The sequence below is a fragment of the Pseudoxanthomonas helianthi genome (assembly GCF_017939625.1).
In the GTDB taxonomy this organism is placed as follows: domain Bacteria; phylum Pseudomonadota; class Gammaproteobacteria; order Xanthomonadales; family Xanthomonadaceae; genus Pseudoxanthomonas_A; species Pseudoxanthomonas_A helianthi.
The window spans coordinates 701,150-723,110 of sequence record NZ_JAGKTC010000002.1; the positions used below are offsets into that span (position 1 = coordinate 701,150).

At 66.6% G+C, this 21,961-nt stretch carries 19 protein-coding genes and 1 tRNA gene; 5 read left to right on the forward strand and 15 right to left on the reverse strand.

Annotated features, from left to right (window positions below; translation table 11 throughout):
• Positions 1 to 34: 34 nt before the first annotated feature.
• The 3 genes from J5837_RS10980 to J5837_RS10990 form a co-directional block, all read right to left on the reverse strand.
• Positions 35 to 691, reverse strand: coding sequence for a thiopurine S-methyltransferase (locus J5837_RS10980; RefSeq protein WP_210536780.1), 657 nt, complete (start codon positions 689 to 691; stop codon positions 35 to 37).
• 134 nt (positions 692 to 825) lie between these two features.
• A complete protein-coding gene (gene parC, locus J5837_RS10985) occupies positions 826 to 3,069 on the reverse strand; it encodes a DNA topoisomerase IV subunit A (RefSeq protein WP_210536781.1) in 2,244 nt (747 codons plus the stop codon).
• A gap of 125 nt (positions 3,070 to 3,194) precedes the next feature.
• A tRNA-Leu gene (locus tag J5837_RS10990) sits at positions 3,195 to 3,279 on the reverse strand.
• A 94-nt stretch (positions 3,280 to 3,373) separates the two neighbouring features.
• On the opposite strand from J5837_RS10990, the gene rnr reads away from it, so the two are divergent.
• The 4 genes from rnr to J5837_RS11010 all read left to right on the forward strand — a co-directional run bounded on the left by rnr (position 3,374) and on the right by J5837_RS11010 (position 8,816).
• Positions 3,374 to 5,878: a ribonuclease R gene (rnr, locus tag J5837_RS10995; RefSeq protein ID WP_210536782.1), complete on the forward strand. Its 2,505-nt coding sequence runs from the start codon at positions 3,374 to 3,376 to the stop codon at positions 5,876 to 5,878.
• Positions 5,879 to 5,927: 49 nt separating this feature from the next.
• Positions 5,928 to 6,671: a 23S rRNA (guanosine(2251)-2'-O)-methyltransferase RlmB gene (gene rlmB / locus J5837_RS11000; protein ID WP_210536783.1), complete on the forward strand. Its 744-nt coding sequence runs from the start codon at positions 5,928 to 5,930 to the stop codon at positions 6,669 to 6,671.
• A 12-nt stretch (positions 6,672 to 6,683) separates the two neighbouring features.
• Complete coding sequence (locus tag J5837_RS11005) at positions 6,684 to 7,880, forward strand: DmpA family aminopeptidase (protein ID WP_210536784.1); 1,197 nt, start codon at positions 6,684 to 6,686, stop codon at positions 7,878 to 7,880.
• Between the two features lie 63 nt (positions 7,881 to 7,943).
• Positions 7,944 to 8,816: an EamA family transporter gene (locus tag J5837_RS11010; RefSeq protein WP_244755865.1), complete on the forward strand. Its 873-nt coding sequence runs from the start codon at positions 7,944 to 7,946 to the stop codon at positions 8,814 to 8,816.
• 75 nt (positions 8,817 to 8,891) lie between these two features.
• On the opposite strand, the gene rnt is transcribed toward J5837_RS11010, so the two are convergent.
• From rnt to J5837_RS11070, 12 genes are all read right to left on the reverse strand, one after another.
• Positions 8,892 to 9,515, reverse strand: a complete 624-nt coding sequence (gene rnt / locus J5837_RS11015) for a ribonuclease T (protein WP_210536785.1) — start codon at positions 9,513 to 9,515, stop codon at positions 8,892 to 8,894.
• A 25-nt stretch (positions 9,516 to 9,540) separates the two neighbouring features.
• Entirely contained in the window at positions 9,541 to 10,296 is a 756-nt protein-coding gene (locus tag J5837_RS11020; protein WP_210536786.1) for an HvfC family RiPP maturation protein, read from the reverse strand.
• A complete protein-coding gene (locus J5837_RS11025; RefSeq protein WP_210536787.1) occupies positions 10,289 to 11,140 on the reverse strand; it encodes an HvfB family MNIO-type RiPP peptide maturase in 852 nt (283 codons plus the stop codon). The genes J5837_RS11020 and J5837_RS11025 overlap by 8 nt, the downstream gene beginning before the upstream one ends.
• Before the next feature lie 76 nt (positions 11,141 to 11,216).
• Positions 11,217 to 11,738, reverse strand: coding sequence for an HvfA family oxazolone/thioamide-modified RiPP metallophore (locus J5837_RS11030; RefSeq protein ID WP_210536788.1), 522 nt, complete (start codon positions 11,736 to 11,738; stop codon positions 11,217 to 11,219).
• A 73-nt stretch (positions 11,739 to 11,811) separates the two neighbouring features.
• The gene (locus J5837_RS11035) at positions 11,812 to 12,330 is read right to left on the reverse strand and encodes an RNA polymerase sigma factor (RefSeq protein ID WP_210536789.1); all 519 of its coding nucleotides are present in this window, start codon (positions 12,328 to 12,330) and stop codon (positions 11,812 to 11,814) included.
• Between the two features lie 240 nt (positions 12,331 to 12,570).
• Complete coding sequence (phoU, locus tag J5837_RS11040; protein WP_210536790.1) at positions 12,571 to 13,284, reverse strand: phosphate signaling complex protein PhoU; 714 nt, start codon at positions 13,282 to 13,284, stop codon at positions 12,571 to 12,573.
• A 147-nt stretch (positions 13,285 to 13,431) separates the two neighbouring features.
• Positions 13,432 to 14,262 (reverse strand): phosphate ABC transporter ATP-binding protein PstB, encoded by an 831-nt coding sequence (gene pstB, locus J5837_RS11045; RefSeq protein WP_210536791.1) that lies wholly within the window; start codon positions 14,260 to 14,262, stop codon positions 13,432 to 13,434.
• Positions 14,263 to 14,319: 57 nt separating this feature from the next.
• The gene (gene pstA / locus J5837_RS11050; protein ID WP_210536792.1) at positions 14,320 to 15,177 is read right to left on the reverse strand and encodes a phosphate ABC transporter permease PstA; all 858 of its coding nucleotides are present in this window, start codon (positions 15,175 to 15,177) and stop codon (positions 14,320 to 14,322) included.
• Positions 15,177 to 16,145 (reverse strand): phosphate ABC transporter permease subunit PstC, encoded by a 969-nt coding sequence (pstC, locus tag J5837_RS11055; RefSeq protein WP_210536793.1) that lies wholly within the window; start codon positions 16,143 to 16,145, stop codon positions 15,177 to 15,179. The genes pstA and pstC overlap by 1 nt, the downstream gene beginning before the upstream one ends.
• A 158-nt stretch (positions 16,146 to 16,303) precedes the next feature.
• Positions 16,304 to 17,380, reverse strand: a complete 1,077-nt coding sequence (pstS, locus tag J5837_RS11060) for a phosphate ABC transporter substrate-binding protein PstS (RefSeq protein ID WP_210536794.1) — start codon at positions 17,378 to 17,380, stop codon at positions 16,304 to 16,306.
• Positions 17,381 to 17,690: 310 nt separating this feature from the next.
• Positions 17,691 to 18,710: a phosphate ABC transporter substrate-binding protein PstS gene (gene pstS / locus J5837_RS11065; protein ID WP_210536795.1), complete on the reverse strand. Its 1,020-nt coding sequence runs from the start codon at positions 18,708 to 18,710 to the stop codon at positions 17,691 to 17,693.
• Positions 18,711 to 18,890: 180 nt separating this feature from the next.
• Positions 18,891 to 20,102 carry an OprO/OprP family phosphate-selective porin gene (locus J5837_RS11070; protein ID WP_210536796.1) on the reverse strand — a complete coding sequence of 404 codons (1,212 nt, stop codon included), beginning with the start codon at positions 20,100 to 20,102 and terminating at the stop codon, positions 18,891 to 18,893.
• Positions 20,103 to 20,305: 203 nt separating this feature from the next.
• Between J5837_RS11070 and J5837_RS11075 the strand changes: the two genes are divergently transcribed.
• A complete protein-coding gene (locus J5837_RS11075; RefSeq protein WP_210536797.1) occupies positions 20,306 to 21,907 on the forward strand; it encodes a M28 family metallopeptidase in 1,602 nt (533 codons plus the stop codon).
• The last annotated feature ends 54 nt before the right edge of the window (positions 21,908 to 21,961 follow it).

A 21,961-nucleotide genomic window follows, 5' to 3' on the forward strand; every position in this document is an offset into this window, starting at 1 on the left:
CCGCCGAATGGGCGCCACCCATTCGGCTTCCGGCTCAGCCCTTGCGCGTCAACCGATAAACCGTCGTGTGCAGCCGGGTCACGCCTTCGGCGACGAAGCCCGGCTGTTCGTCGAGGATGTCGCGGCGCTCCAGCGCTTCGATGGTCCAGTCGCGAGCGTAGGTCGCGTGCACGTCGTCCTCGCCCGTCGAAAACGGCGGCCCCGACTTTTGCTCCTGCGGGTATTCCAGGGTGATCAGCAAGTCCTGGCATCCAGCGGGAAGCCGGGCGTGCAGGTCGGCGTAGCGCGGGCGCATCTCCGGCGGCAGGGCGATCAGCGCGGCGCGGTCGTAGACGCCATGCACGTCGGCCAGCAGTTCGGCATCCAGGCCGAAGGCGTCGCCGAGGATGATTTCGATGGGGCCGGCGGTGAAATGCTCGCCGTAGCGGCTTTCATGCCGCACGGGTTCCAGTCCGGCTTCGGCGAAGAATTGCTGGACGGCCAGGGGCGACAGCTCGACACCCAATACCCGGTGCCCTTGTGCGGCCAGCCAGTGCATGTCCAGCGACTTGCCGCACAGGGGAACGAACACCCGGCTGCCGGCGGGCAGTTGCAATGCAGGCCAGTGTTTCTGCAGCAACGGCATCACCGTATCGCGATGGAAGCCGATCTGTCCGTCCTGCCAGCGTTGTAGCCAGAACTCGGGCTGCATGCTCCCTCCGGGTCATCCCATCTGTCGTTGATGCGAGATACAGGGGTGTAGGAGCGACGTCAGTCGCGACGCTTTTTGCTTGAAACAAACAAAGAAAAGAGCATCGCGACTAACGTCGCTCCCACATCGAATACCTATTCCACCGACAGGCCGTCGACCTTCTGCCAGCCTCTCGGCAACAGTCCGCCACGCGAAGCGCGTGCGCCGACGTATTCGTCGAGGTCCTTGAACGACAGGCCCATCGTGCGCTGGCCGCTCTTCACCTGAAGCGTCTGTCCCGGCGCGACGCTGGCGATGGCGACGACGCGTTCGGTGCCGAGCTTGGCCTTGGGGATTTCGACGATCTTGTTGCCCTTGCCCTTGTCGAGTTCCGGCAATTCGCTCATCGGGAATGCGAGCAGGTGACCCGCGCTGGTCACCGCGACCACGCGATCGGTTTCGACGCTGCCGACCTGCGCCGGCTGCAGCACTTTCGCCCCGGTGGTCAGGTTGAGCATCGCCTTGCCGGCCTTCTGCCGGCCGGTCAGGTTTTCGAAACGGGTGACGAAGCCATAGCCGTGCGACGAGGCCAACACGAAGCGCGCATCGTTGTCGGCGCTGGCCACGGCCTGGAACGATGCGCCGGGCGCCGGCGAGAAGCGTCCGGTCAGCGGTTCGCCGTTGCCGCGGGCCGAGGGCAGGGTATGCACCGCGGTCGAATAGCTGCGGCCTTCCGAATCCAGGAACGCCGCCTGCTGCGTGCTGCGCGATTTCACCGCTGCGAGCAGGCCGTCGCCCTCCCGGTACGACAGCGTTGCCGCGTCGACATCGTGGCCCTTGGCCGCGCGTACCCAGCCCTTTTCGCTGAGCACCACGGTCATCGGTTCGCTGGCGACCAGTTCGGTTTCGTCCAGCGCCTGCGCGGCTTCGCGCTGCACCAGCGGCGACATGCGCGCGTCGCCGAACTTCTTCGCGTCGGCCGCCAGTTCATCCTTGACCAGCTTCTTCAGCTTGGCTTTCGAATCCAGCGTGGCGATCAGGCGGTCGCGCTCGGCGTCCAGTTCGTCCTGTTCGCCGCGGATCTTCATTTCCTCCAGCCGCGCCAGCTGCTTCAGCTTGGTCTCGAGAATGTAGTCGGCCTGTTCTTCGCTGAGGCCGAACCGGGCGATCAGGGCTGCCTTCGGTTCGTCTTCGGTGCGGATGATGCGGATGACTTCGTCGAGGTTGAGGAAGGCGACCAGCAGGCCTTCCAACAGGTGCAGGCGCCGCTCGACCTTTTCCAGCCGGTGTTTCAGCCGGCGGGTCACGGTGTCGTAGCGGAACGCCAGCCACTCGGTCAGCAGCATCTTCAGGTTCTTGACCTGCGGGCGCCCATCCAGGCCGATCACGTTGAGGTTGACCCGGTAGCTTTTCTCCAGGTCGGTGGTCGCGAACAGATGGCCCATCAGCTGTTCGGCGTCGACGCGGCTGCTGCGCGGGATCAGGGCGATGCGCACCGGGTTGGCGTGATCGGATTCGTCGCGCACGTCTTCCAGCCAGGGCAGCTTCTTCGCGCGCATCTGCGCGGCGATCTGCTCGATCACCTTCGACGGCGAGACCTGGTAGGGCAGCGCGTTGATGATGAAGTTGCCGTTTTCCTTCACGAAGGTGGCGCGGGCGCGCACGCTGCCGTTGCCGGTTTCGTAGATCGCGCGCAGGTCGGCCGGGGCGGTGATGATCTCGGCCGTGGTCGGATAGTCGGGGCCGCGCACGTGCTCGCACAGGTCGGCGACGCTGGCTTCCGGATCGTCGATCAGGCGGATGCAGGCGCTGACCACTTCGTTGAGGTTGTGCGGCGGCACGTCGGTGGCCATGCCGACGGCGATGCCGGTGGTGCCGTTGAGCAACAGGTGCGGCAGGCGCGCCGGCAGCCAGGTCGGTTCTTCCAGGGTGCCGTCGAAGTTCGGATCCCAGTCCACCGTACCCTGGCCGAGTTCGCCGAGCAGCACTTCGGCGATCGGCGTGAGCTTGGATTCGGTGTAGCGCATCGCCGCGAACGACTTCGGATCGTCGCTGGAACCGAAGTTGCCCTGGCCGTCGATCAGCGGATAGCGGTACGAGAACGGCTGCGCCATCAGCACCAAAGCCTCGTAACAGGCGCTGTCGCCATGCGGGTGGTACTTGCCGATCACGTCGCCGACGGTGCGCGCCGACTTCTTCGGCTTGGCCCCGGCGCCGAGGCCCAGTTCGCTCATCGCGTAGACGATGCGTCGCTGCACCGGCTTCAGCCCGTCGCCGATGAAGGGCAGGGCGCGGTCGAGCACCACGTACATCGAATAGTCGAGATAGGCGCGCTCGGCGTACTCGCGCAGCGGGATCTGTTCGAAGCCGTGGAAGGTGGGGCGGATGGTTTCGGTCATCGTTTGCGACGTGCGTGGATCGTGACGTCGATTCTAACCGCGCGCCCGAACATCGCGTTCCGTGGCGATGCGCATCGCCGGAAACGAAAAACCCCCGCTTGCGCGAGGGTCTTCATGCCGAACCTTGGTGCCCAGGAGAGGACTCGAACCTCCACGGTTTTACCCGCTAGTACCTGAAACTAGTGCGTCTACCAATTCCGCCACCTGGGCGTTCGGAGCCGCGCATTTTGGGCAAGTCGGCCGGGCTTGTCAACGCGCCGCAACGCGGGCCGGGTCGGGTCCGGGCGGGGTGTACCATGCGGGCATGAGCAAACGAAGCGGAAAGGACGGCGGCAAATCGGTTTCCACGGGTAAACGTGGCGGCACTTCCGGGGCGAAGAAGGGTGCGGCGAAGCGGCCCGCCCAGCCGGCGATGCCGGGCTGGATGCCCGCATCGACGCGCTCGGCTTCCGCCGGCAAGGCTTCGACCCGCCCGGCGCGAACCGAGCCGGTGAACCGGGCCCGTCCTGCGCCGAAGCTGCCGTTCGAGCCGCAGCGCGTCGATGCGCCCCCATCGGGGTTCCACGACCCCCACGCCGAGCGCGAGGCGCGGCGCTACGCCGATCCCATCGCCAGTCGCGAAGCGATCCTCGGCGTGTTGGCCAGGTCGGAAGGCCCTCTGACCGCCGAGGTATTGGCCGAGCAACTCGGCCTGGCCGGGCCGGAACGCCTCGAAGCGCTGAACAAGCGTCTCGCGGCGATGGTTCGCGATGGCCAGTTGCTGCAGAACCGCCGCGGGGGCTACGTGCCGGCGGCGCGCGCGGACCTGGTTTCGGGCACCGTGATCGCCAATCCGGACGGTTTCGGTTTCCTGCGCCCCGAGCAGGGCGGCGACGACCTGTTCCTGCCGCCCTACGAAATGCGCAAGGTCTCGCACGGCGACCGCGTGCTGGCGTCGATCACCGGCATGGACCGGCGCGGACGCGGCGAAGCGGTCATCGTCGAGGTGCTGGAACGCCGGCTGACCCGGCTGCTCGGGCGCTATACCGAAGAAGCGGGCATCGCCTACGTGGTCCCCGACGACAAGCGCATCCAGCGCAACGTCCTGATCCCGCAGGACGCCCGCAACGGCGCGAAGGCGGGGCAGCTGGTCGTCGCCGAGATCACCACGCCGCAGGATGCGCATCGTCCGCCGATCGGCAAGGTGCTGGCGGTGCTGGGCGACAAGCTGACCGCTTCGCAAGCGGTGGAAGCGGCGATCCACGGCCACGACATCCCCCACGTGTTTTCGCCGGAAGTGCTGGCACAGGCCACGGCGGTGCCGCTGGAGGTGCAGCCGGCCGACATCGCCGGGCGCGTCGACCTGCGCCAGGTGCCGCTGGTGACCATCGACGGCGAGGACGCCAAGGACTTCGACGACGCGGTCTGGTGCGAGCCGAACAAGGACGGTTTCCGCCTGATCGTGGCGATCGCCGACGTCTCGCATTACGTGCGTCCCGGCACGCCGCTGGACGACGAGGCGCAACTGCGCGCGACTTCGGTGTACTTCCCGGGTTTCGTGGTGCCGATGCTGCCGGAGACGCTGAGCAACGGCATCTGCTCGCTGAACCCGAAAGTGGACCGGCTGTGCTTCTGCTGCGACATGCAGGTGGGGCGCGACGGCGTCGTGCGCGACTCGCGCTTCTACGAAGCGGTGATGCATTCGCACGCGCGGCTGACCTACACCGACGTGTGGAACGCGGTCGGCGAAGGCATCCCGGAGGACGAGCACGACGCGGCGCTCGCCAAGATCGGCCCGCTGCTGCCGCAAATCCAGCGCCTGCACCAGCTTTACCGGCTGTTCGACAAGGCGCGCGCCAAGCGCGGCGCGATCGAGTTCGAAAGCGGCGAAGTGCGTTTCGTGCTGGACGCCAAGGGCGAGGTCACCCAGGCCGGCATGCTCCAGCGCAACGACGCGCACAAGCTGATCGAGGAATGCATGATCGCGGCCAACGTGCAGGCCGCGTTGTTCCTGCTGGCCGCGCGCGTGCCAGCGCCGTACCGCGACCACGACAAACCGCCGGAATCCAAGTACGCGGACCTGGAGGAATTCCTCAAGGAATTCGCCCTGCGCCTGCCGCCCTGGGCCAAGGTCAGGCCGAAGGATTTCCGCGTGCTGCTGGAGAAGATCCGCGAACGGCCGGATGCGACCTTGCTGGAATCGGTGATCCTGCGCAGCCAATCGCTGGCGGTGTACGCGCCGGACAACATCGGCCATTTCGGCCTGGCGCTGGAAGCCTACGCGCACTTCACCTCGCCGATCCGCCGTTATCCCGACCTGCTGGTGCATCGCGCGATCAAGCACGCGCTGGCCGGCGGCAAGCCGGAGGCCTACGCCTATTCGCCGCATGCGATGGCCAGCCTGTCGCTGCAATGCTCCGAGCGCTCGCGCCGCGCCGACGAGGCCCAGCGCGAGGTGGACGAACGCTACCGCGCGGCGTGGATGCAAGACCACGTCGGCAAGGAATTCGACGGCACCATCAGCGGCGTGACCAGCTTCGGCCTGTTCATCGAACTGGACGAATCCAAGGTCAACGGGCTGGTGCACGTGACCCAGTTGCCGCGCGATTTCTACCACTTCGACGCGGTGCGCAAGACGCTGACCGGCGAGCGCCGCGGCCACGAATACCGCCTCGGCGACCGCGTGCGCATCGTCGTTCTCAAGGCCAGCGTGGAGGAACGCAAGATCGACTTCCGTCTGGTCGAGGATGCGGGCCGGTTCGAGGCGAACGCGGCGAAGCCCTTGCCGGCGCGCGGCAAGCCGGCGAAGCGGACCAAGCAGAAGTATTGATCCGGCCGGCAGGCGATAATTCCCTCCAACCCGTTTCCCCGATTCCCGAATGAGCAAGCAGAACCAGTGGGTCGTCGGCCTGAATGCCGTCGCGTCGTCCATCGAGCACGATGCCGAGCACGTGCGCGAAGTGCTGGTCGAAGCCGGCGGCAAGAATGCGCGCGTGACCGAAATCGAGGAGAACGCGCGGCGCAAGGGCATCGACGTGCGCCGGGTCAGCACGCAGGCGCTGGACGGCGTCGCCGGCGGCGTGCGCCACCAGGGCGTCGCGGCGCGTTATGCGGCGGCGAAGACCTGGGACGAGAACGAACTGGCCGGCCTGGTCGAAGCGGCCGAAGGCAAGGCGCTGTTGCTGGTGCTGGACGGCGTGCAGGATCCGCACAACCTCGGCGCCTGCCTGCGCAGCGCGGCGGCGGCGGGTGCGACCGCGGTGGTGATCCCGAAGGACAAGTCGGCCACGGTCAATGCCACGGTGCGCAAGACTTCGGCCGGCGCCGCCGACCGCCTGCCGGTGGTCGCGGTGACCAACCTGTCGCGCTGCCTGCGCGACCTGCAGAAACTCGGCGTGTGGATCTACGGGTTGGCCGGCGAGGCCGACACCTCGCTGTATGCGCAGGACCTGCGCGGCAATGTGGCGCTGGTATTGGGCGGCGAAGCCGATGGCCTGCGTCGCCTGACCCGCGAGCATTGTGATGGATTGGTGAAGATCCCGATGCCGGGCGACATCGAAAGCCTCAACGTTTCCGTCGCCGCCGGCGTCACCCTGTTCGAAGCGGTTCGCCAGCGCCAATAATCTGGAGTTTCCATGTCCCCCATGCCGTACGCGAGCTTGTCCCGCCGGGTCGGCGTGCTGTTGCTGGGCCTGTTGCTGCCGGTCGCTTCGATGGCCCAGGACGGGACGCGTGCACGGGCGCGCGAACTCGGCGTCGCCCCGGGCATTTTCGCGCCTGGGAGGTTCAACGCCATCACCGACGTGGCCGGGGTCGAGGTCGGGCAGGTCACGCTGGTCGAAGGCGACAATATCCGTACCGGGGTCACTGCGATCCTGCCGCATGGCGGCAACGTCTATCGCTCGCGGGTGCCTGCCGCCGCGCATGTCGGCAACGGTTTCGGCAAGTTCATCGGCACGACCCAGGTCAACGAACTGGGCGAGCTGGAAACCCCGATCCTGCTGACCTGCACGCTGTGCGTGTGGAAGGCCGCCGATGCGATGGCAGCGTGGTTGCTGGAGCAACCCGACATGCAGTCCGTGCGTTCGCTCAACGTGGTGGTCGGCGAGACCAACGACGGCGGCCTCAACGACATCCGCGCACGCCCGGTGACGGCCGACGCGGTGCGGCGTGCGTTGTCCACCGCGAAAAGCGGGCCGGTGCAGGAAGGCAGCGTCGGCGCGGGCACGGGCACGGTGGCCTTCGGCTGGAAGGGCGGCATCGGCACCTCTTCCCGCGTCTTGCCGCAGAAGCTCGGCGGATGGACGGTGGGCGTCCTGGTGCAGAGCAATTTCGGCGGCGTGCTGCAGGTGTCGGGCGCGCCCGTGGGGCGCGAACTAGATCGCTACGCTTTCCAGCAGGATGTGGCCGCACGCACCGGAGCGGGCAAGCTGGCGGACGACCGGGGCGATGGTTCGATCATCATCGTCATCGCCACGGATGCGCCCCTCGGCGACCGCAACCTGCGGCGATTGGCCTCGCGCGGAATGATGGGGCTGGGCCGTACCGGCAGTTCGGCTTCCAATGGCAGCGGCGACTACGTGCTCGCGTTCTCCACCGCCGAATCGGTGCGCCGCGCCTTCGATGCGCCGCGCCTGGAAACGACCGAACTGGCCAACGACCAGATGGGCGCGGTGTTCCAGGCCGGGGTCGAGGCGGTGGAAGAAGCCATCTACAACTCGTTGTTCATGGCCACGACCGTCAGCGGCAACGGCCAGACCGTCGAAGCGATTCCACTGGATCGCGTGCGCGAAGTGCTGCGCCGGCACGGCATCGCCCCGGCGGTGAAATGACATGAACGCATCGATGGCGGCAAATGCGGCTTGGCACGGCAGTTCGCAGCAAGGGCGAATGGCATGAGCGCGAGTGGAAACGCGCGCGGCGGCATGGCGTGGCCGGTCTTGGCCGTGCTGGTGTCCATCGTTTCGGTACAGGCCGGTGCCAGCCTGGCCAAGCAGTTGTTCCCGGTGATCGGGCCCACCGGCACCACCACGGTGCGCCTGGTGATGGGTACGTTGATCCTGTGGGCGGTGTTGCGCCCGTGGCGGGTGCGCGGCACGTTGCCGTGGAAGTGGTTGCTGGCCTATGGCGTGACCCTGGGCACGATGAACACGGTTTTCTACCTGGCCCTGCAGCGCATTCCGCTGGGCATCGCCGTCGCCGTCGAATTCCTCGGGCCGCTGGCCGTGGCGGTGATCGGTTCGCGGCGCGCGATCGATTTCGTCTGGGTGGCGTTGGCCGCCGCAGGCCTGTTGCTGTTCGTGCCCTGGGATCAGGCGCAGCAATCGCTGGACATCATCGGGCTGTTGCTGGCCTTGCTGGCCGGTGCGTGCTGGGGCATGTACATCGTGTTCGGCCAGCGGTTGGGCGCCGACCACGGAACGAGCATGGTCGCCTACGGTTCGCTGGTGGCGATGGTGGTTGCCGCACCGTGGGGCATCGCCTCCGCGGGCACCGCCTTGCTGGCACCCGCGCTGTTGCCCGCGGCGCTGGGCCTGGGCGTGCTGTCGATGGCCTTGCCCTACGCGCTGGAAATGGCCGCGTTGGCGCGCATTCCGACGCGCACGTTCGGCCTGCTGATGAGCCTGGAACCGGCAGTCGCCGCGCTATGCGGCTTGCTGTTCCTGCACGAACGGCTGGGCGTGCTGCAATGGCTGGCCATCGCCGCGATCATGGCCGCCTCGGCCGGCGCGACGCTGGGCGCGCGAACCAGCGCGCGCGACGCTTGAGCTGCATCGTGGGAGTGGTTGTGGCATGCCACAACCACTCCCACACCAAGCAGCTCGGCAAGTGTGAAAACGGATCTACGGCTTGGGCCAGGCGTTGACGATCTTGCAGAACAGCCGCGCGGTCTGCTCGGCGTCGTACACGGCCGAATGCGCATCGTCGGCGTTCCAGTCCAGTCCCGCGGCCGCCGCCGCACGCGCCAGCACGGTCTGGCCGTAGGCGACGCCGGCCAGGGTCACCGTGTCGAACACGCTGAAGGGATGGAACGGATTGCGCTTGTGTTCGGTGCGCGCGACCGCGGCATTGAGGAAGTTCAGGTCGAAGTGCGCGTTGTGGCCGACCAGGATCGCGCGCTGGCAACCGTGCTTCTTCATCGCCGCGCGCACTTTCGCGAACACATGGTCCAGCGCTTCCTTTTCCGGTTTGGCCAGGCGGAACGGGTGGTCCAGGCGGATGCCGGTGACTTCCAGCGACTTGGGGTCGATCTCGGTGCCGGGCGCGGGAACCAGGTGCGCGGCGGCGGTTTCGCCGAGCACGAAGGCGCCGTTTTCATCGAGGTCGACCGGCACCGCGGCGATTTCCAGCAACGCATGGCGGTTCCAGTCGAAACCGCCGGTTTCCACGTCGACGACCACGGGCAGGAAGCCGCGGAAGCGCTTCGACATCGGGGAAACGGGTGGGTTCGCGTCGCTTTCGGTCATCCCGAAAGGTTAGCAGACGCGCCCCCTAAGGGGATGGGCGCGTGCCGAGGATCGTGCCTTCCTCGCGCATCCGTTGCAGCATTGCCGCGCCTTGCTCGACGAAGCCGGACGGATCGGCAATGCCGGCCTCCGCGGCCAGTGTTTCCAGCGCTTGTCGCCCGGTCGCAGCGCCTGCATCGAGGATCTGCAGCAGCCGGTAAACCAGCGGTGAAATCTCGGCGAAACGCACTTCGCCCAGCGGGTCGCGGCGGACCAGCAGCAGGGTCGGCGCATCCGGCGGCGCATCCGGCCGGTAATCGGGGCCGATGCGCGGCACCGGCCAGCGATACGCCAGCGCCCAGGCCTGCGGTGATGGCACGGGAACGCCGTCGAGCAAGTCGCCGTCGGCATCGCAGTCGGGTCGCGGTTCGTCGGAAATCTGCAGCGCCAGCTCGACCCATTCGTAATGCGCCAGTTCCGACAGCCAGGGCGGATCGCCGGCGTCCTGTTCCGCGCGGGTTTCGAGGAAGCGGATGAATTCGCGGCCGATTTCGGCGAACAGCGGCGTGCGGCTGCGGTGCCTCGCGTAGAACGCGCGCACCAGGGTGCGCCAGGCGTCGTCGTCGAGGGTCTTGCGGATCACCGGGAAGTTGCCGGCCAGCAGGCCTTCGATGTTGTTGAAGAACAGGTCGCGATAGATCGCCAGGCGGCGATCCTCGATGCCGGGGGGCGCGGGATGCGCGGAGGGGTCGCGCAGGTGCGCGGCGAAGGCGAACTGTTGCCGGCGCAGGGTTTCAGGCATGGGCGGAACGCGGAGCTTGGTCGGCCGCGGCGCGCTGCAGGGCGCGGATGCGTTCGACTTCGGCCAGCAGCGCCGGCAGCGGCGGGAAATTGAAATCGCGCTCCAGCAGGGTGGGGCGCACGCCGTGCATGCGGTAGGCGCTTTCCAGCAACTGCCAGACCGCGTCCTTGACCGCGGCACCGTGGGTGTCGACCTTCAAATCGTCGGCTTCGTCGTAATGGCCGGCGACATGGTACGAGGCGATCCGGGCCGAGGGCATGCGGCGCAGGAAATCCCCGGCGTCGTAGCCGTGGTTGATGGCGTTGACGTAGACGTTGTTGACGTCGAGCAGCAGATCGCAGTCGGCTTCCTCAAGCACGGCGGCGACGAAATCGACTTCGTCCATTGCCCGATAAGGCGCGGCGTAGTAGGAGACGTTTTCCACCGCGATGCGCCGGCCCAGCCGATCCTGCACATGGCGGATGCGCGCGGCGACGTGGTGGACGGCTTCGTCGGTGAACGGGATCGGCATCAGGTCGTAAAGATGCCCATCGTCGGTGCAATAGCTCAGGTGCTCGCTGTACAGCGCGACGCGATGCTGGTCGAGGAAGCGGCGGGTGCGGGCAAGGAAGGTTTCGTCCAGCGGTTCGATCCCGCCCAGCGACAGCGACAGGCCGTGGCAGCTGATCGGATGGCGCATGGCCAGTTCGGCGAAGGCATCGCCGAAGCGACCGCCGACGCCGATCCAGTTGTCCGGCGCGCATTCGAGGAAGTCGAACGCATCCGCGGGCGCTTCGCGCAAGGCCGCGAGCAGGGCGCGGCGCAGGCCGAGGCCGGCGGAGGCGGGAGGAAGGGAGGCGTACATGCGCAGCCAAACGGGCCCTCGTTCCGGACCTCTCCCGCGAACGGGAGAGGTGGCATCGGAATCCCGGCCGGGCGGATTACATCATGCCGCCTCCGCACTTGCCTTCGCCGCACTTGCCTTCCATGTCGGCCTTGGCGCCGGTCTTCTTGTCGGCGCCGCACTTGCCTTCGCCACACTTGCCTTCCTTGTGGGCCTTCATTTCAGTGGCGTCGATGAAGCCGTCGCCGTTGGGGTCGTGCGCGGCGAACTTGTCGTCCTTGCCGCCGTGCGCAGCGGCGAACTCGGCCTTGGAGACCTTGCCGTCCTTGTCGGTGTCCATCTTGTCCATGCCGCACTTGCCTTCGCCGCATTTGCCTTCCGCGGTCTTCTTGCCGGCGCCGCAGCTACCCTCGGCCTTCTTCGCGCCGCAACTGCCTTCGGTCTTCTTCGCGTCCGTGGCCTTGGCGTCGGCGGCCTTTTCCGCGGTCTGCGCCTGCTGCGCGCCGAGCATGTAGCCCTGCGACATCGAGGTCATCGAAAACGCCGAACCGGCCAGGGCCACGCCGCCGACCAGGGCGGTGCAAACGGCGACGACGACGGGTTTCTGGGACTTGGACATGGTGATGCTCCGTGTTGGGTGCGGACGGGCCGCACGGTTGGGGTCAGTGTAACGGGGTGGACTCGGGTCGAAGTCAAGACATCAGGTACTCGCGGGCCAGCACGCGGGCGCGGTGTAGCCGCGATTTCGCCGCCTGCGGATTCAGGCCAAGCTGTTCGGCGATTTCCTCGATGGTCAGGCCCTCCAGGTCGCGCAGCAGGATGACTTCGCGGTAGTGCGCCGGCAGCGATTCCAGCGCGGCGGCCACGTCCTGGCGCAGCTCCACCGGTTCGAACGCGCAGATCGGCAGGATGTCCTCGGTGATCATGTCGCCGGTCAGCAGCCGCAGGCCGCGCTTGAGCCGGTTGCACTCGCGCTTGACGATGCGGAACAGCCACGACGCGAAGCATTCGACCACGCGCAGGTCGCCGATGCGGCGGGCCACCTGCAGCAGGCTTTCCTGCACGGCGTCCTCGGCGTCGTTGACCACGCAATGGTATTCGGCGTAGCGGCGCAGGTCTTGGCGCGAACTGGCCAATACGCGTTGCAATGCAGCATGGTCGCCGTCGCGTGCGGCGAGGATGTCGTCGGTGCTGGCCAGCGCGTAACCCATTGCTTCCTCCGGTTCCGAGCATGGCGCATCGCGCCTTGCCCTTGCAGTGACGAAAGAAGGGGGCGGAAGCGGAAAGGATTCGCGGGAGCGGGTTTTGCTTAGCTGGAATTCAGTTTCGGCGGGTGGGAGTGGTTGTGGCAATGCCGCAACCGGTCGAAGGCTCGTCGGGCGGATCGCCGCAACCCGTTCGCGACTTACATCGCTCCCACGTCGAGGATCGTGGCGACCGGGCGGCCGCGCTCAGGCCGCGCCGGTGGTACTGGTTTCGTCGCGCTTGTCGCGCGGCGGCAGGACCTCCTCGCCCTTGACCAGGAACCACACGTTCTCGGCGATGTTGGTGGCGTGGTCGCCGATCCGTTCCAGGTTCTTGGCCATGAACAGCAGGTGCGTGCTCGGGGTGATGTTGCGCGCGTCTTCCATCATGTAGGTCAGCAGCTCGCGGAACAGCGCGGTATAGGTGGCATCGAGTTCGGCGTCGCGCGCGCGGACCTGCAAGGCCTTGTCGGCGTCGTTGTCGCGGTAGGCGGCCATGGCGTCGCGGACCTGGCGCACGGCCAGCTGGCCCAGCGGGCGCAGGCCGGTGGCGTGCGGCACCGGCGGCGCGGTGTTCAGCGCGATCGAGCGCTTGGCCACGTTCGCGGCATAGTCGCCGATGCGTTCCAGGTCGATCGGGATGCGCAGCGAGGACAGGATCACCCGCAGGTCGCGCGCCATCGGTCCGCGCAGGGCCAGGTGCATCACGTCGTGGCTGGTCTGGCTTTCCAGTGCGTCGATCGCTTCGTCGTTGGCGATGATGCGGCGCGCGGCCTGGTCGTCGCGGCGTTCGACCACGTCCAGCGCGGCTTCAAGCTGGGCGACGGCGATCTCCCCCATGCGCAGGATCTCCTCGGAGACGGCGCGCTGTTCTTCGTCGTAGCTCTTGACGATGTGCTCGTGCGGTTGGGTGGTGCTCATGGGTGTGTGTCCTGGGATTCGCTTCGTGGAGGATTGATGCCGCCATCCATGGCGCCAAGTTGTCGGCTTCGGGTCGTCCGGCCCGGCCATCCATGGCCGGGCGTTCGCGATCGCAGCCGATGCCGATAGGGCATCGGCTGCGATCGCTCACCCAAACCGACCGGTGATGTAATCCTCGGTCTGCTGCTTGCTGGGGTTGGAGAAGATCGTCGCGGTGGCGTCGTGTTCGATCAGGTCGCCCAGGTACATGAAGGCGGTGTAGTCGGACACGCGCGCGGCCTGCTGCATGTTGTGAGTGACGATGGCGATGGTGTAGTCGTTCTTCAGCTCTTCCACCAGTTGCTCGATGCGGCTGGTGGAGATCGGGTCCAGCGCCGAGGTCGGTTCGTCGAGCAGCAGGACGTCGGGCTTCAGCGCCACTGCGCGGGCGATGCACAGGCGCTGCTGCTGGCCGCCGGACAGGCCCAGCGCGCTTTGGCCCAGTTTGTCCTTCACTTCGTCCCACAACGCGCCTTGGCGCAGCGCGTGTTCGACGCGGTCGTTCATGTCGGCCTTGGACAGCTTCTCGTGGTGGCGGATGCCATAGGCCACGTTCTCGAAGATGGTCATCGGGAACGGCACCGGCTTCTGGAACACCATGCCGACCTTGCTGCGCAGGCGGTTCATCGGGTATTTCGGCGACAGGATGTTCTCGCCGTCCAGCAGCACCTCGCCGCGCGCCTCCAGCTTCGGGTACAGCGCATAGATGCGGTTGAAGATGCGCAGCAGCGTGGACTTGCCGCAACCCGACGGACCGATCAGCGCGGTCACGCGCTTCTCGGGGATCTGCAGGTTGATGTTCTTCAGCGCGTGGAACTTGTCGTAGTAGAAGTCCAGGCCGCGCGCTTCCAGCTTCACGGGCGTGGGCGGCAACGCGCCGCGGTCGGCGGTGACCGTGCTGATGCGCTGGGCGGGCGCGCTGTACTGGGCGTCGTTCATGGAAGGATCCGGGGAAAGATTGGTCATGGCGGGAATGGGACTTCGCGATCGGCGACGTCAGTCGTGGGCGACCTTGTTGCGCAGGATGATCCAGCGCGCGAACAGGCTGACCAGGAGCACGAACAGGGTCAGCACCAGCGCACCGGCCCAGGCCAGGGTCTGCCAGGTTTCGTAGGGGCTGCCGGCGAACTGGTTCATCACTACCGGCACGCTGGACATCGGCTGGGCCAGGTTGGCGTTCCAGAACTGGTTGCCGAAGGCGGTGAACAGCAACGGCGCGGTTTCGCCGCTGATGCGCGCCAGCGCCAGCAGGATGCCGGTGACGATGCCGGCCGAGGCGCTGCGGTACAGCACCTGCATGATCACCTTCCACTGCGGGATGCCCAGCGACAGCGCGGCTTCGCGCATTTGCGCCGGCACCAGCCGCAGCATTTCGTCGGTGGTGCGCACCACCACCGGCAGCACGATGAAGGCCAGCGACAGCGCGCCGGCCAGCGCGGAGAAGCCGGTCACCGATACCACCATCGCGTAGACGAACAGGCCCAGCACGATCGACGGCGCCGACAGCAGGATGTCGTTGACGAAACGCACCACCGTGCCGGCCTTGCGCGCGTTGCCGTACTCGGCCAGCCAGGTGCCGGCGAGGATGCCCAGCGGCGTGCCGATCAGCACCGCCAGCGCGCACATCACCGCACTGCCGAAGAACGCGTTGGCTAGCCCGCCGGCTTCCATCGGCGCGGGGGTCATCTTGGTGAACAGGTCGAGATTGATGCCGCCAAGGCCCTTCGCCGCCAGCGTCCACAGGATCCAGGCGAGGAAGAACAGGCCGAACAGCGCGGTGGCGCAGGACAGGCCGATGGCGATGACGTTGACGATGCGGCGGCGCGCATACAGGCCGGAGGCGGCGGCGTTCATCAGTTGCCCTCCTTGCGGGCCAGGCGCAGCAGCATGAAGCGGGCGATCGCCAGCACCACGAAGGTCACCACGAACAGCACGAAGCCCAGCAACAGCAGCGCCGAACGATAGGTCTCGGTGGCTTCGCCGAAATCGTTGGCGATCAGCGCGGCGATGGTGGTGCCGGGTTCCAGCAGCGAAGCGGAAAGGTTCACGCTGTTGCCGACCACGAAGGCCACCGCCATGGTTTCGCCCAGCGCGCGGCCCAGGCCGAGGAAGATGCCGCCGATGACCGCGCTGCGCGTGTACGGCAGTACGATGTCCCAGCTGACTTCCCACTTGGTCGAACCCAGCGCGTAGGCCGATTCCTTCAGTCGCGTGGGCACGGTCAGGAACACTTCGCGCATCACCGAGGAAATGAACGGGATGACCATGATCGCCAGCACGAAGCCGGCGGTGAGGATGCCGATGCCCAGCGGCGGGCCCTGGAACAGCGGACCGACCAGCGGCAGGGTGCCGAGATGGTCGTTGAGCCACGGGGTGACGTATTCGGTCATCACCGGCACCAGCACGAACAGGCCCCACATGCCGTAGATGATCGAGGGGATGCCGGCGAGCAGTTCGATCGCAGTACCGATCGGCCCGCGCAACCAGCGCGGCGCGACTTCGGTCAGGAAGAAGGCGATGCCGAAGCTGACCGGCACTGCGATCAGCATGGCGATGATCGCGGTGACCAGGGTGCCGTAGATCGGCGCCAGCGCGCCGTACTTGTTCTCGACCGGGTTCCACTCGCTGGAGATGAAGAAGTGGATGCCCTGGTCGGCGAGCACGTGGCGGCCGCCCCACAGCATCGACAGCGCGGCGCTGGCCAGCGCGACCAGCACGAACGCGACCGTGCCGACCAGCAGCCAGCGGAACCAGCGGTCGTTGCGCGCATCGAGGGCGTCGCGGGAGGGTGTGGCGGCAGCGGGCAGGGCGGTGGCGTTCATTCTTTTGCTCGTCATCCCAGCGAAAGCCGGGATCCATTTTTGCTTCTGGTTTGATTCGCGGAAGGAACTTCAACAGCAAAACCAAGATGGATCCCGGCTTGCGCCGGGATGACGGCTCGGCAAAGGCGTTCGCGCATTTGCGCGAACGCGCCGAGTCGTCACTTCAACTGTTCGTTCCAATAGGCCTCGATCTGCGTCACCAGCTCAGCCGGCAGCGGCACGTAATGCAGGTCTTCGGCCTGCTTGCGTCCGTTCTCGAACGCCCACTTGAAGAACGCGCGCACGTCGGGGTTGTGCTTGCCGTCCTTGCGCACCAGCATGAAGTTGGTCGCGGTGATCGGCCATGCCTGCGCGCCCGGCGCGTTGGTGATGACCAGGTTGAAATCCTTGGCGCTGGCCCAGTCGGCGCTGGACGCCGCGGCGGCGAAACTTTCCGCGCTGGGTTGCACGAAGTTGCCGGCGGCGTTCTGCAGCGACGCGTACGGCATCTTGTTCTGCAACGCGTAGGCCAGTTCGACGTAGCCGATGCCGCCCTTGATCTGCTGCACGTAGGAGGCCACGCCTTCGTTGCCCTTGCCGCCGACGCCGCCCGGCCACTGCACCGAGGTGCCTTCGCCGACCTTGTCCTTCCACTCCGGGCTGACCTTGGACAGGTAGTTGGTGAAGTTGAAACTGGTGCCCGAACCGTCGGAGCGATGCACCAGGCTGATCTTCGCGTCGGGCAAGGCCACGCCCGGGTTCACGGCGGCGATGGCCGCATCGTTCCACTTGCTCACCTTGCCGAGGAAGATATCGGCCAGCAGCGCGCCGGTCAGGCGCAGCTTGCCGGCTTCGATGCCCTCCAGGTTGACCACCGGCACCACGCCGCCGATGGCCGAAGGGAATTGCGCCAGGCCGGCCTGGGCCAGTTCCTCGGACGACAGCGGCTTGTCGGACGAACCGAAATCGACCGTGCCGGCCTTGATCTGGGCGATGCCGCCGCCGGAGCCGATCGACTGGTAATTGATCTGGTTGCCGGTGGCGGCGGCGTAGTCGGCCGACCACTTCGACACCAGCGGATAGATGAAGGAAGCGCCGGCGCCGGAGATCTGCGCGGCGTTGGGATTCTGCGCGGCCGGGGCCGCAGCGCCGCCGGCGTCGGGGCCACCCGCGGTCGGCGCCGAAGGCTTGCACGCGGCGACGGCGAGAGCGGCGGACAGGGACAGCAGGGCGAGGCGTACCGGTTTCAGGTTCATGGCGAACTCCAGGGTTCCGGCTGCGGCCGGTCGGGGTTCGCCTATGAAATGATGTTTTTGTTACAGCCGAATGACACGGGTTTTCCTTCTCCCTCCGGGGAAGGTGCCGCGAAGGGGCGGATGAGGGCGGGAGCCGTCATGAGCTTGGACCCTGCGTGAGCGCTTGAGGGCTTCTTCCTCAGCCGCTAGAAACGGCTTCGATATCCGGCGCTACGCGCCATCTTCTCCCGGTGGGAGAAGGAAAACAAAAAAGCGCGGACCTTTCGGCCCGCGCCCGGTTGAACAGCGAGGGGAGAGAGAAGCCCGCCGTTCAGTACGCCATGTTGCTGGACCAGTAGGCCTCGATCTGCTGCACCAGCGCCGGCGGCAACGGCACGTAGTCCAGCGACTTGGCCTGCTCGTCGCCGTTCGCGTAGACCCAGCGGAAGAATTCCTTGGCGTTCTTGGCGCCCGCGGCGTTCTTCGGCTGCTTGTACATCAGGATGAAGTTGGTCGCGGTGATCGGCCACGACTGCTCGCCCGGCGCATTGGTCATCACCAGGTAGAAATCCTTGGCGTTGGCCCAGTCGGCAGCCGCAGCGGCGGCCGAGAAGCTGTCGTCGCGCGGCTGCACGAAGTTGCCGGCGGCGTTCTTCATGCGCGAGAAGGTCAGCTTGTTCTGCAGCGCGTAGGAGAACTCGACGTAACCGATCGCGCCCTTGATCTGCTTCACGTAGGCGGCGACGCCTTCGTTGCCCTTGCCGCCGATGCCCACCGGCCACTTGACCGAGGTGCCTTCGCCGACCTTGGTCTTCCATTCCGGGCTGACCTTGGACAGGTAGTTGGTGTAGTTGAAGCTGGTGCCCGAGCCGTCCGAACGGTGCACGACGGTGATCTTGGCGTTCGGCAGCTGCACGCCGCCGTTCAGGGCGACGATGGCCGGGTCGTTCCACTGGGTGACCTTGCCGAGGAAGATGTTGGCGAGGGTTTCGCCATCGAGCTTCAGCGCGCCCGACTGCACGCCCGGCACGTTGATCACCGGCACCACGCCGCCGATCACCGACGGGAACTGGGCCAGGCCGAACTTGGCCAGCTCTTCCGGCTTCAGCGGGGCGTCGGACGAACCGAAATCGACCGTGCCGGCCTTGATCTGGGCGATGCCGCCGCCCGAACCGATCGACTGGTAGTTGACCTGCTTGCCGGTCGCGGTCTTGTAGCTGGCCGACCACTTGGTCATGACCGGGAACACGAACGAGGCGCCGGCACCGGTGACGTCGGCGGCCTGCGCGCCGAAGGCGAAGGAGGCGGCCATCACGGCGACGAGGGCGCTGGTTTTGAATTTGCGGATCACGGAAGGCTCCTGAGGGGAAAACCGGGCCAAGCCCGGATGCGCACATTGCATAACGGTTGTGTGACAGGAATATGTCGGCCAGCCGTTTTCCTGACACTTTCGCGACGGGACCTGTGCCGGCGCAAAAAGAAAAGCGCGGCCGGAGCCGCGCTTTTCGTGTCCGTGCGACGGACGGTCCGCTTACCAGTAGAACTGGGCGCGGGCTTCGATGACGTTCGGATTGTCTTCGGGGATGGTGACGTTGGCGAGCTTGAAGCCGCTGGCGCGCTTCTGCTTGACCGCGACGTAGTTCAGCATGAACTTGAAGTTGGAGCGCCAGTACCAGTTCACGCCGGCGGTGATGCTGTCCATCTTGCCGCCGACCACGGCGCCATCGGTCAGGTCGATGGTGTCGTAGCGCAGGCCCAGCTGCCACAGGCCCTTGTCCGGATTGTCCGGCAGGTTGGTGACCGGCACGCCGGCCTTGTAGCCCCAGGTCTCGCCGGTGAGGTTCCACAGGCCGGACACGTAGTAGCCGTCGCCGCTGAAGTCGTCCGCGCCGCCGTAGCGCTTGACGTCGGTCTTCATGTACTCGCCCTGCAGCTTGACCGGGCCATGCACCCACAAGGCTTCCACGCCGACGAAGCTCGCGCGGTCGGTGCGGTTGAGGTTGGCGTCGACGTAGCGGGTCGGCACCATGTCGGCCATCGGGCGGGCGCGCAGGCGCAGGGCGTCCGCGTCGGTGTCCTTGTCCAGGTACGAAGCGCCGATGTGGAAGATGTTGCCGGCTTCGTTGACCGGGGCCCAGTAGCCGCGCAGGGCGTAGCCGCTGCCGTGTTCGCGGTTGCGGGTCAGTTCGCGGCCGAAGTAGCTGGCGGTCAGGCCCCAGTTCACGTCGCCGTAGTTGTACTGCACGCCGACGCGGCGCGGAGTGCCCAGGGTGTTGGTGATCGACGACTTGCTGACGAAGTCGTTGTTCTTGGTCGACGACAGTTCTTCCAGCGTCGCGCCCGGCTGCTTGAACTGGCCGACCTGGATGAAGTGGTTGCCGTTGCCGCCGATCTTGTACTTGACGTTGACGTCGAGGAACTTGTCGTCCTTGGCGTCGTAGCCCAGCACCCATTCGATGTTGCCCGGACCCTTGCCCTTCAGCACCAGCTCGGCGCGGCGCAGTTCCTGCAGGTAATCCTTGCCGTCGCAATCCGTCGAGGTGGAGCAGGCGGAATTGCCGCCGGCGGAATCGGCGCCATAGTCGATGTGGTCGGTGTCGAACTTGTAGAAATCGGCCTGGACCAGGCCTTCGAAGCTGACTTCGGAACCGCCGATCACGTCGATGGCGATTTCGGCGTGGGCCGCGGGTGCGGCGATGGCCGCCAACAGGGCGGCGGCGAGGGTGCAGCGGGTGAGTTTCATGACTAATGGCCCTTGGGCAGGAGGAGAACGCCGCGCAGGCTAGTCCGTGAACTTTGCGTTATTGTGACAGTGCTGTCTTATTTCGCCGGGATGACCGCGCGGTGACAGCGAAACCATCGAAAACCTTTCCAGGCGCGACATGAACCGCCGCGCCAGGCCGGATTTTTGACCAACGGGGGTAATGAATGAAGGCGATGCGAGGAATGGCGGGCGCCCTGGCGCTCTACCTGGCCTGCGGCCAGTTCGGCGTGGCCAGGGCGGCGGAGCAGGTCGACCTGGACGTGGTGGCGAAGATCCGCCAGGAAGCTTTCAGCCGCTCGCAAGCCGCGGCCAGCCTGAAGGAACTGACCGAAACCGTCGGCCCCCGGCTGACCAATTCTCCTTCCTATGTCCGTGCCACCGAATGGGCGCAGGACAAGTTGCGCGGCTGGGGCCTGTCCAACGTGCACGACGAGGTTTACGACCCCGCCTTCGGCCGTGGCTGGGAATTCGGTTCGGCCAAGGTCGAACTGCTTTCGCCGCGCCGCCTGCCGATCCATGCGTTGCCGAAGGCGTGGACGCGCGGCACCAATGGCCCGGTCGAGGGCGAACTGGCCATCGCCACCTTCAAGGAACTGGGCGACATCGACAAGCAGAAGGGCAAGCTGCGCGGCAAGATCGTGCTGGTCGACGACGCGCGCGCGTACAAGGCCGCCGAAAAGGCCGATTTCCGCCGCTACAGCGATACCGAGCTGGGTGAGCTGCAGACCTTTCCCGTCGCCGCCGACGCCGAACCCGGCGCGCAGGACAAGCGCCTGGAGGAATTCCGCAAGCGCCAGGCCTTGAGCAAGGCGCTGAACAAGTTCCTGGCCGAGGAAGGCGTGCTGGCGACCCTGTCGATCAGCAGCTGGGACAACGGCATCGTCCGCGTGATGGGCGGCGGCGCGCGCAAGGCCGCCGATCCGGTCGGCGTCACCGAACTGGTCGTGTCGGCCGAGCACTACAACCAGCTGGTGCGCGCGGTGCAGGCCAAGAAGGACGTGCGCATGCGTATCGACGTGGATTCGCGCTTCACCAGCGACAACGACCTGCCGGCGACCAACGTGTTCGCCGAATTGCCGGGCGGTTCGAAGGCCGGCGAAGTGGTGATGATCGGCGCGCACCTGGATTCGTGGCACGGGGGCACCGGCGCGGCCGACAACGGCGCGGGCGTGATCGTGATGATGGAGGCGATGCGCATCCTCAAGGCGATCGGCGTGAAGCCGAAGCGCACCATCCGCCTGGGCCTGTGGGGCGGCGAGGAGCAGGGCTTGAACGGCTCGGCCGGTTACGTCGCCAAGCACCTGGCCGATTACCCGGAACCGACCGATCCGGAGCAGAAAGCGTTGCCGCGCGCGTTCCAGCGCGGCACCGGACCGCTGCAGCGCCGCGCCGACTACGGCCGCTTCTCGACCTATTTCAACTTCGACAACGGCACCGGCAAGATCCGCGGCATCTATGCGCAGGAGAATTTCGCCGCGGTGCCGATCTTCAAGGCCTGGCTGGAACCGTTCAACGATCTCGGCGCCGACATCGTCACCACCCGCAACACCGGCAGCACCGACCACATCTCGTTCGATCGCGTCGGCCTGCCGGGTTTCCAGTTCGTGCAGGACCCGGCCGATTATTCGACCCACGTCCACCACAGCGAGCTGGACACCTACGACCACGTGCTGCCGGAAGACCTGAAGCAGGCCGCGGCGATCATCGCCTCGTTCGCCTACAACGCGGCGAACCGCGACCAGCCGATGCCGCGCAAGCCGTTCGTCGAGCGCGACCAGCAGTAAAGCGGCACCGTGGGAGCGGCCTTGGCCGCGAATGCTTTTTTGCGGAGTTCCGCA

Coding starts and splice junctions, on each gene's coding strand:
- J5837_RS10980 (WP_210536780.1), bottom strand. CDS start 691: ATGCAGCCCGAGTTCTGGCTACAACGCTGGCAGGACGGACAGATCGGC.
- parC (WP_210536781.1), bottom strand. CDS start 3,069: ATGACCGAAACCATCCGCCCCACCTTCCACGGCTTCGAACAGATCCCG.
- rnr (WP_210536782.1), top strand. CDS start 3,374: ATGAGCAAACGAAGCGGAAAGGACGGCGGCAAATCGGTTTCCACGGGT.
- rlmB (WP_210536783.1), top strand. CDS start 5,928: ATGAGCAAGCAGAACCAGTGGGTCGTCGGCCTGAATGCCGTCGCGTCG.
- J5837_RS11005 (WP_210536784.1), top strand. CDS start 6,684: ATGTCCCCCATGCCGTACGCGAGCTTGTCCCGCCGGGTCGGCGTGCTG.
- J5837_RS11010 (WP_244755865.1), top strand. CDS start 7,944: ATGAGCGCGAGTGGAAACGCGCGCGGCGGCATGGCGTGGCCGGTCTTG.
- rnt (WP_210536785.1), bottom strand. CDS start 9,515: ATGACCGAAAGCGACGCGAACCCACCCGTTTCCCCGATGTCGAAGCGC.
- J5837_RS11020 (WP_210536786.1), bottom strand. CDS start 10,296: ATGCCTGAAACCCTGCGCCGGCAACAGTTCGCCTTCGCCGCGCACCTG.
- J5837_RS11025 (WP_210536787.1), bottom strand. CDS start 11,140: ATGTACGCCTCCCTTCCTCCCGCCTCCGCCGGCCTCGGCCTGCGCCGC.
- J5837_RS11030 (WP_210536788.1), bottom strand. CDS start 11,738: ATGTCCAAGTCCCAGAAACCCGTCGTCGTCGCCGTTTGCACCGCCCTG.
- J5837_RS11035 (WP_210536789.1), bottom strand. CDS start 12,330: ATGGGTTACGCGCTGGCCAGCACCGACGACATCCTCGCCGCACGCGAC.
- phoU (WP_210536790.1), bottom strand. CDS start 13,284: ATGAGCACCACCCAACCGCACGAGCACATCGTCAAGAGCTACGACGAA.
- pstB (WP_210536791.1), bottom strand. CDS start 14,262: ATGAACGACGCCCAGTACAGCGCGCCCGCCCAGCGCATCAGCACGGTC.
- pstA (WP_210536792.1), bottom strand. CDS start 15,177: ATGAACGCCGCCGCCTCCGGCCTGTATGCGCGCCGCCGCATCGTCAAC.
- pstC (WP_210536793.1), bottom strand. CDS start 16,145: ATGAACGCCACCGCCCTGCCCGCTGCCGCCACACCCTCCCGCGACGCC.
- pstS (WP_210536794.1), bottom strand. CDS start 17,380: ATGAACCTGAAACCGGTACGCCTCGCCCTGCTGTCCCTGTCCGCCGCT.
- J5837_RS11070 (WP_210536796.1), bottom strand. CDS start 20,102: ATGAAACTCACCCGCTGCACCCTCGCCGCCGCCCTGTTGGCGGCCATC.
- J5837_RS11075 (WP_210536797.1), top strand. CDS start 20,306: ATGGCGGGCGCCCTGGCGCTCTACCTGGCCTGCGGCCAGTTCGGCGTG.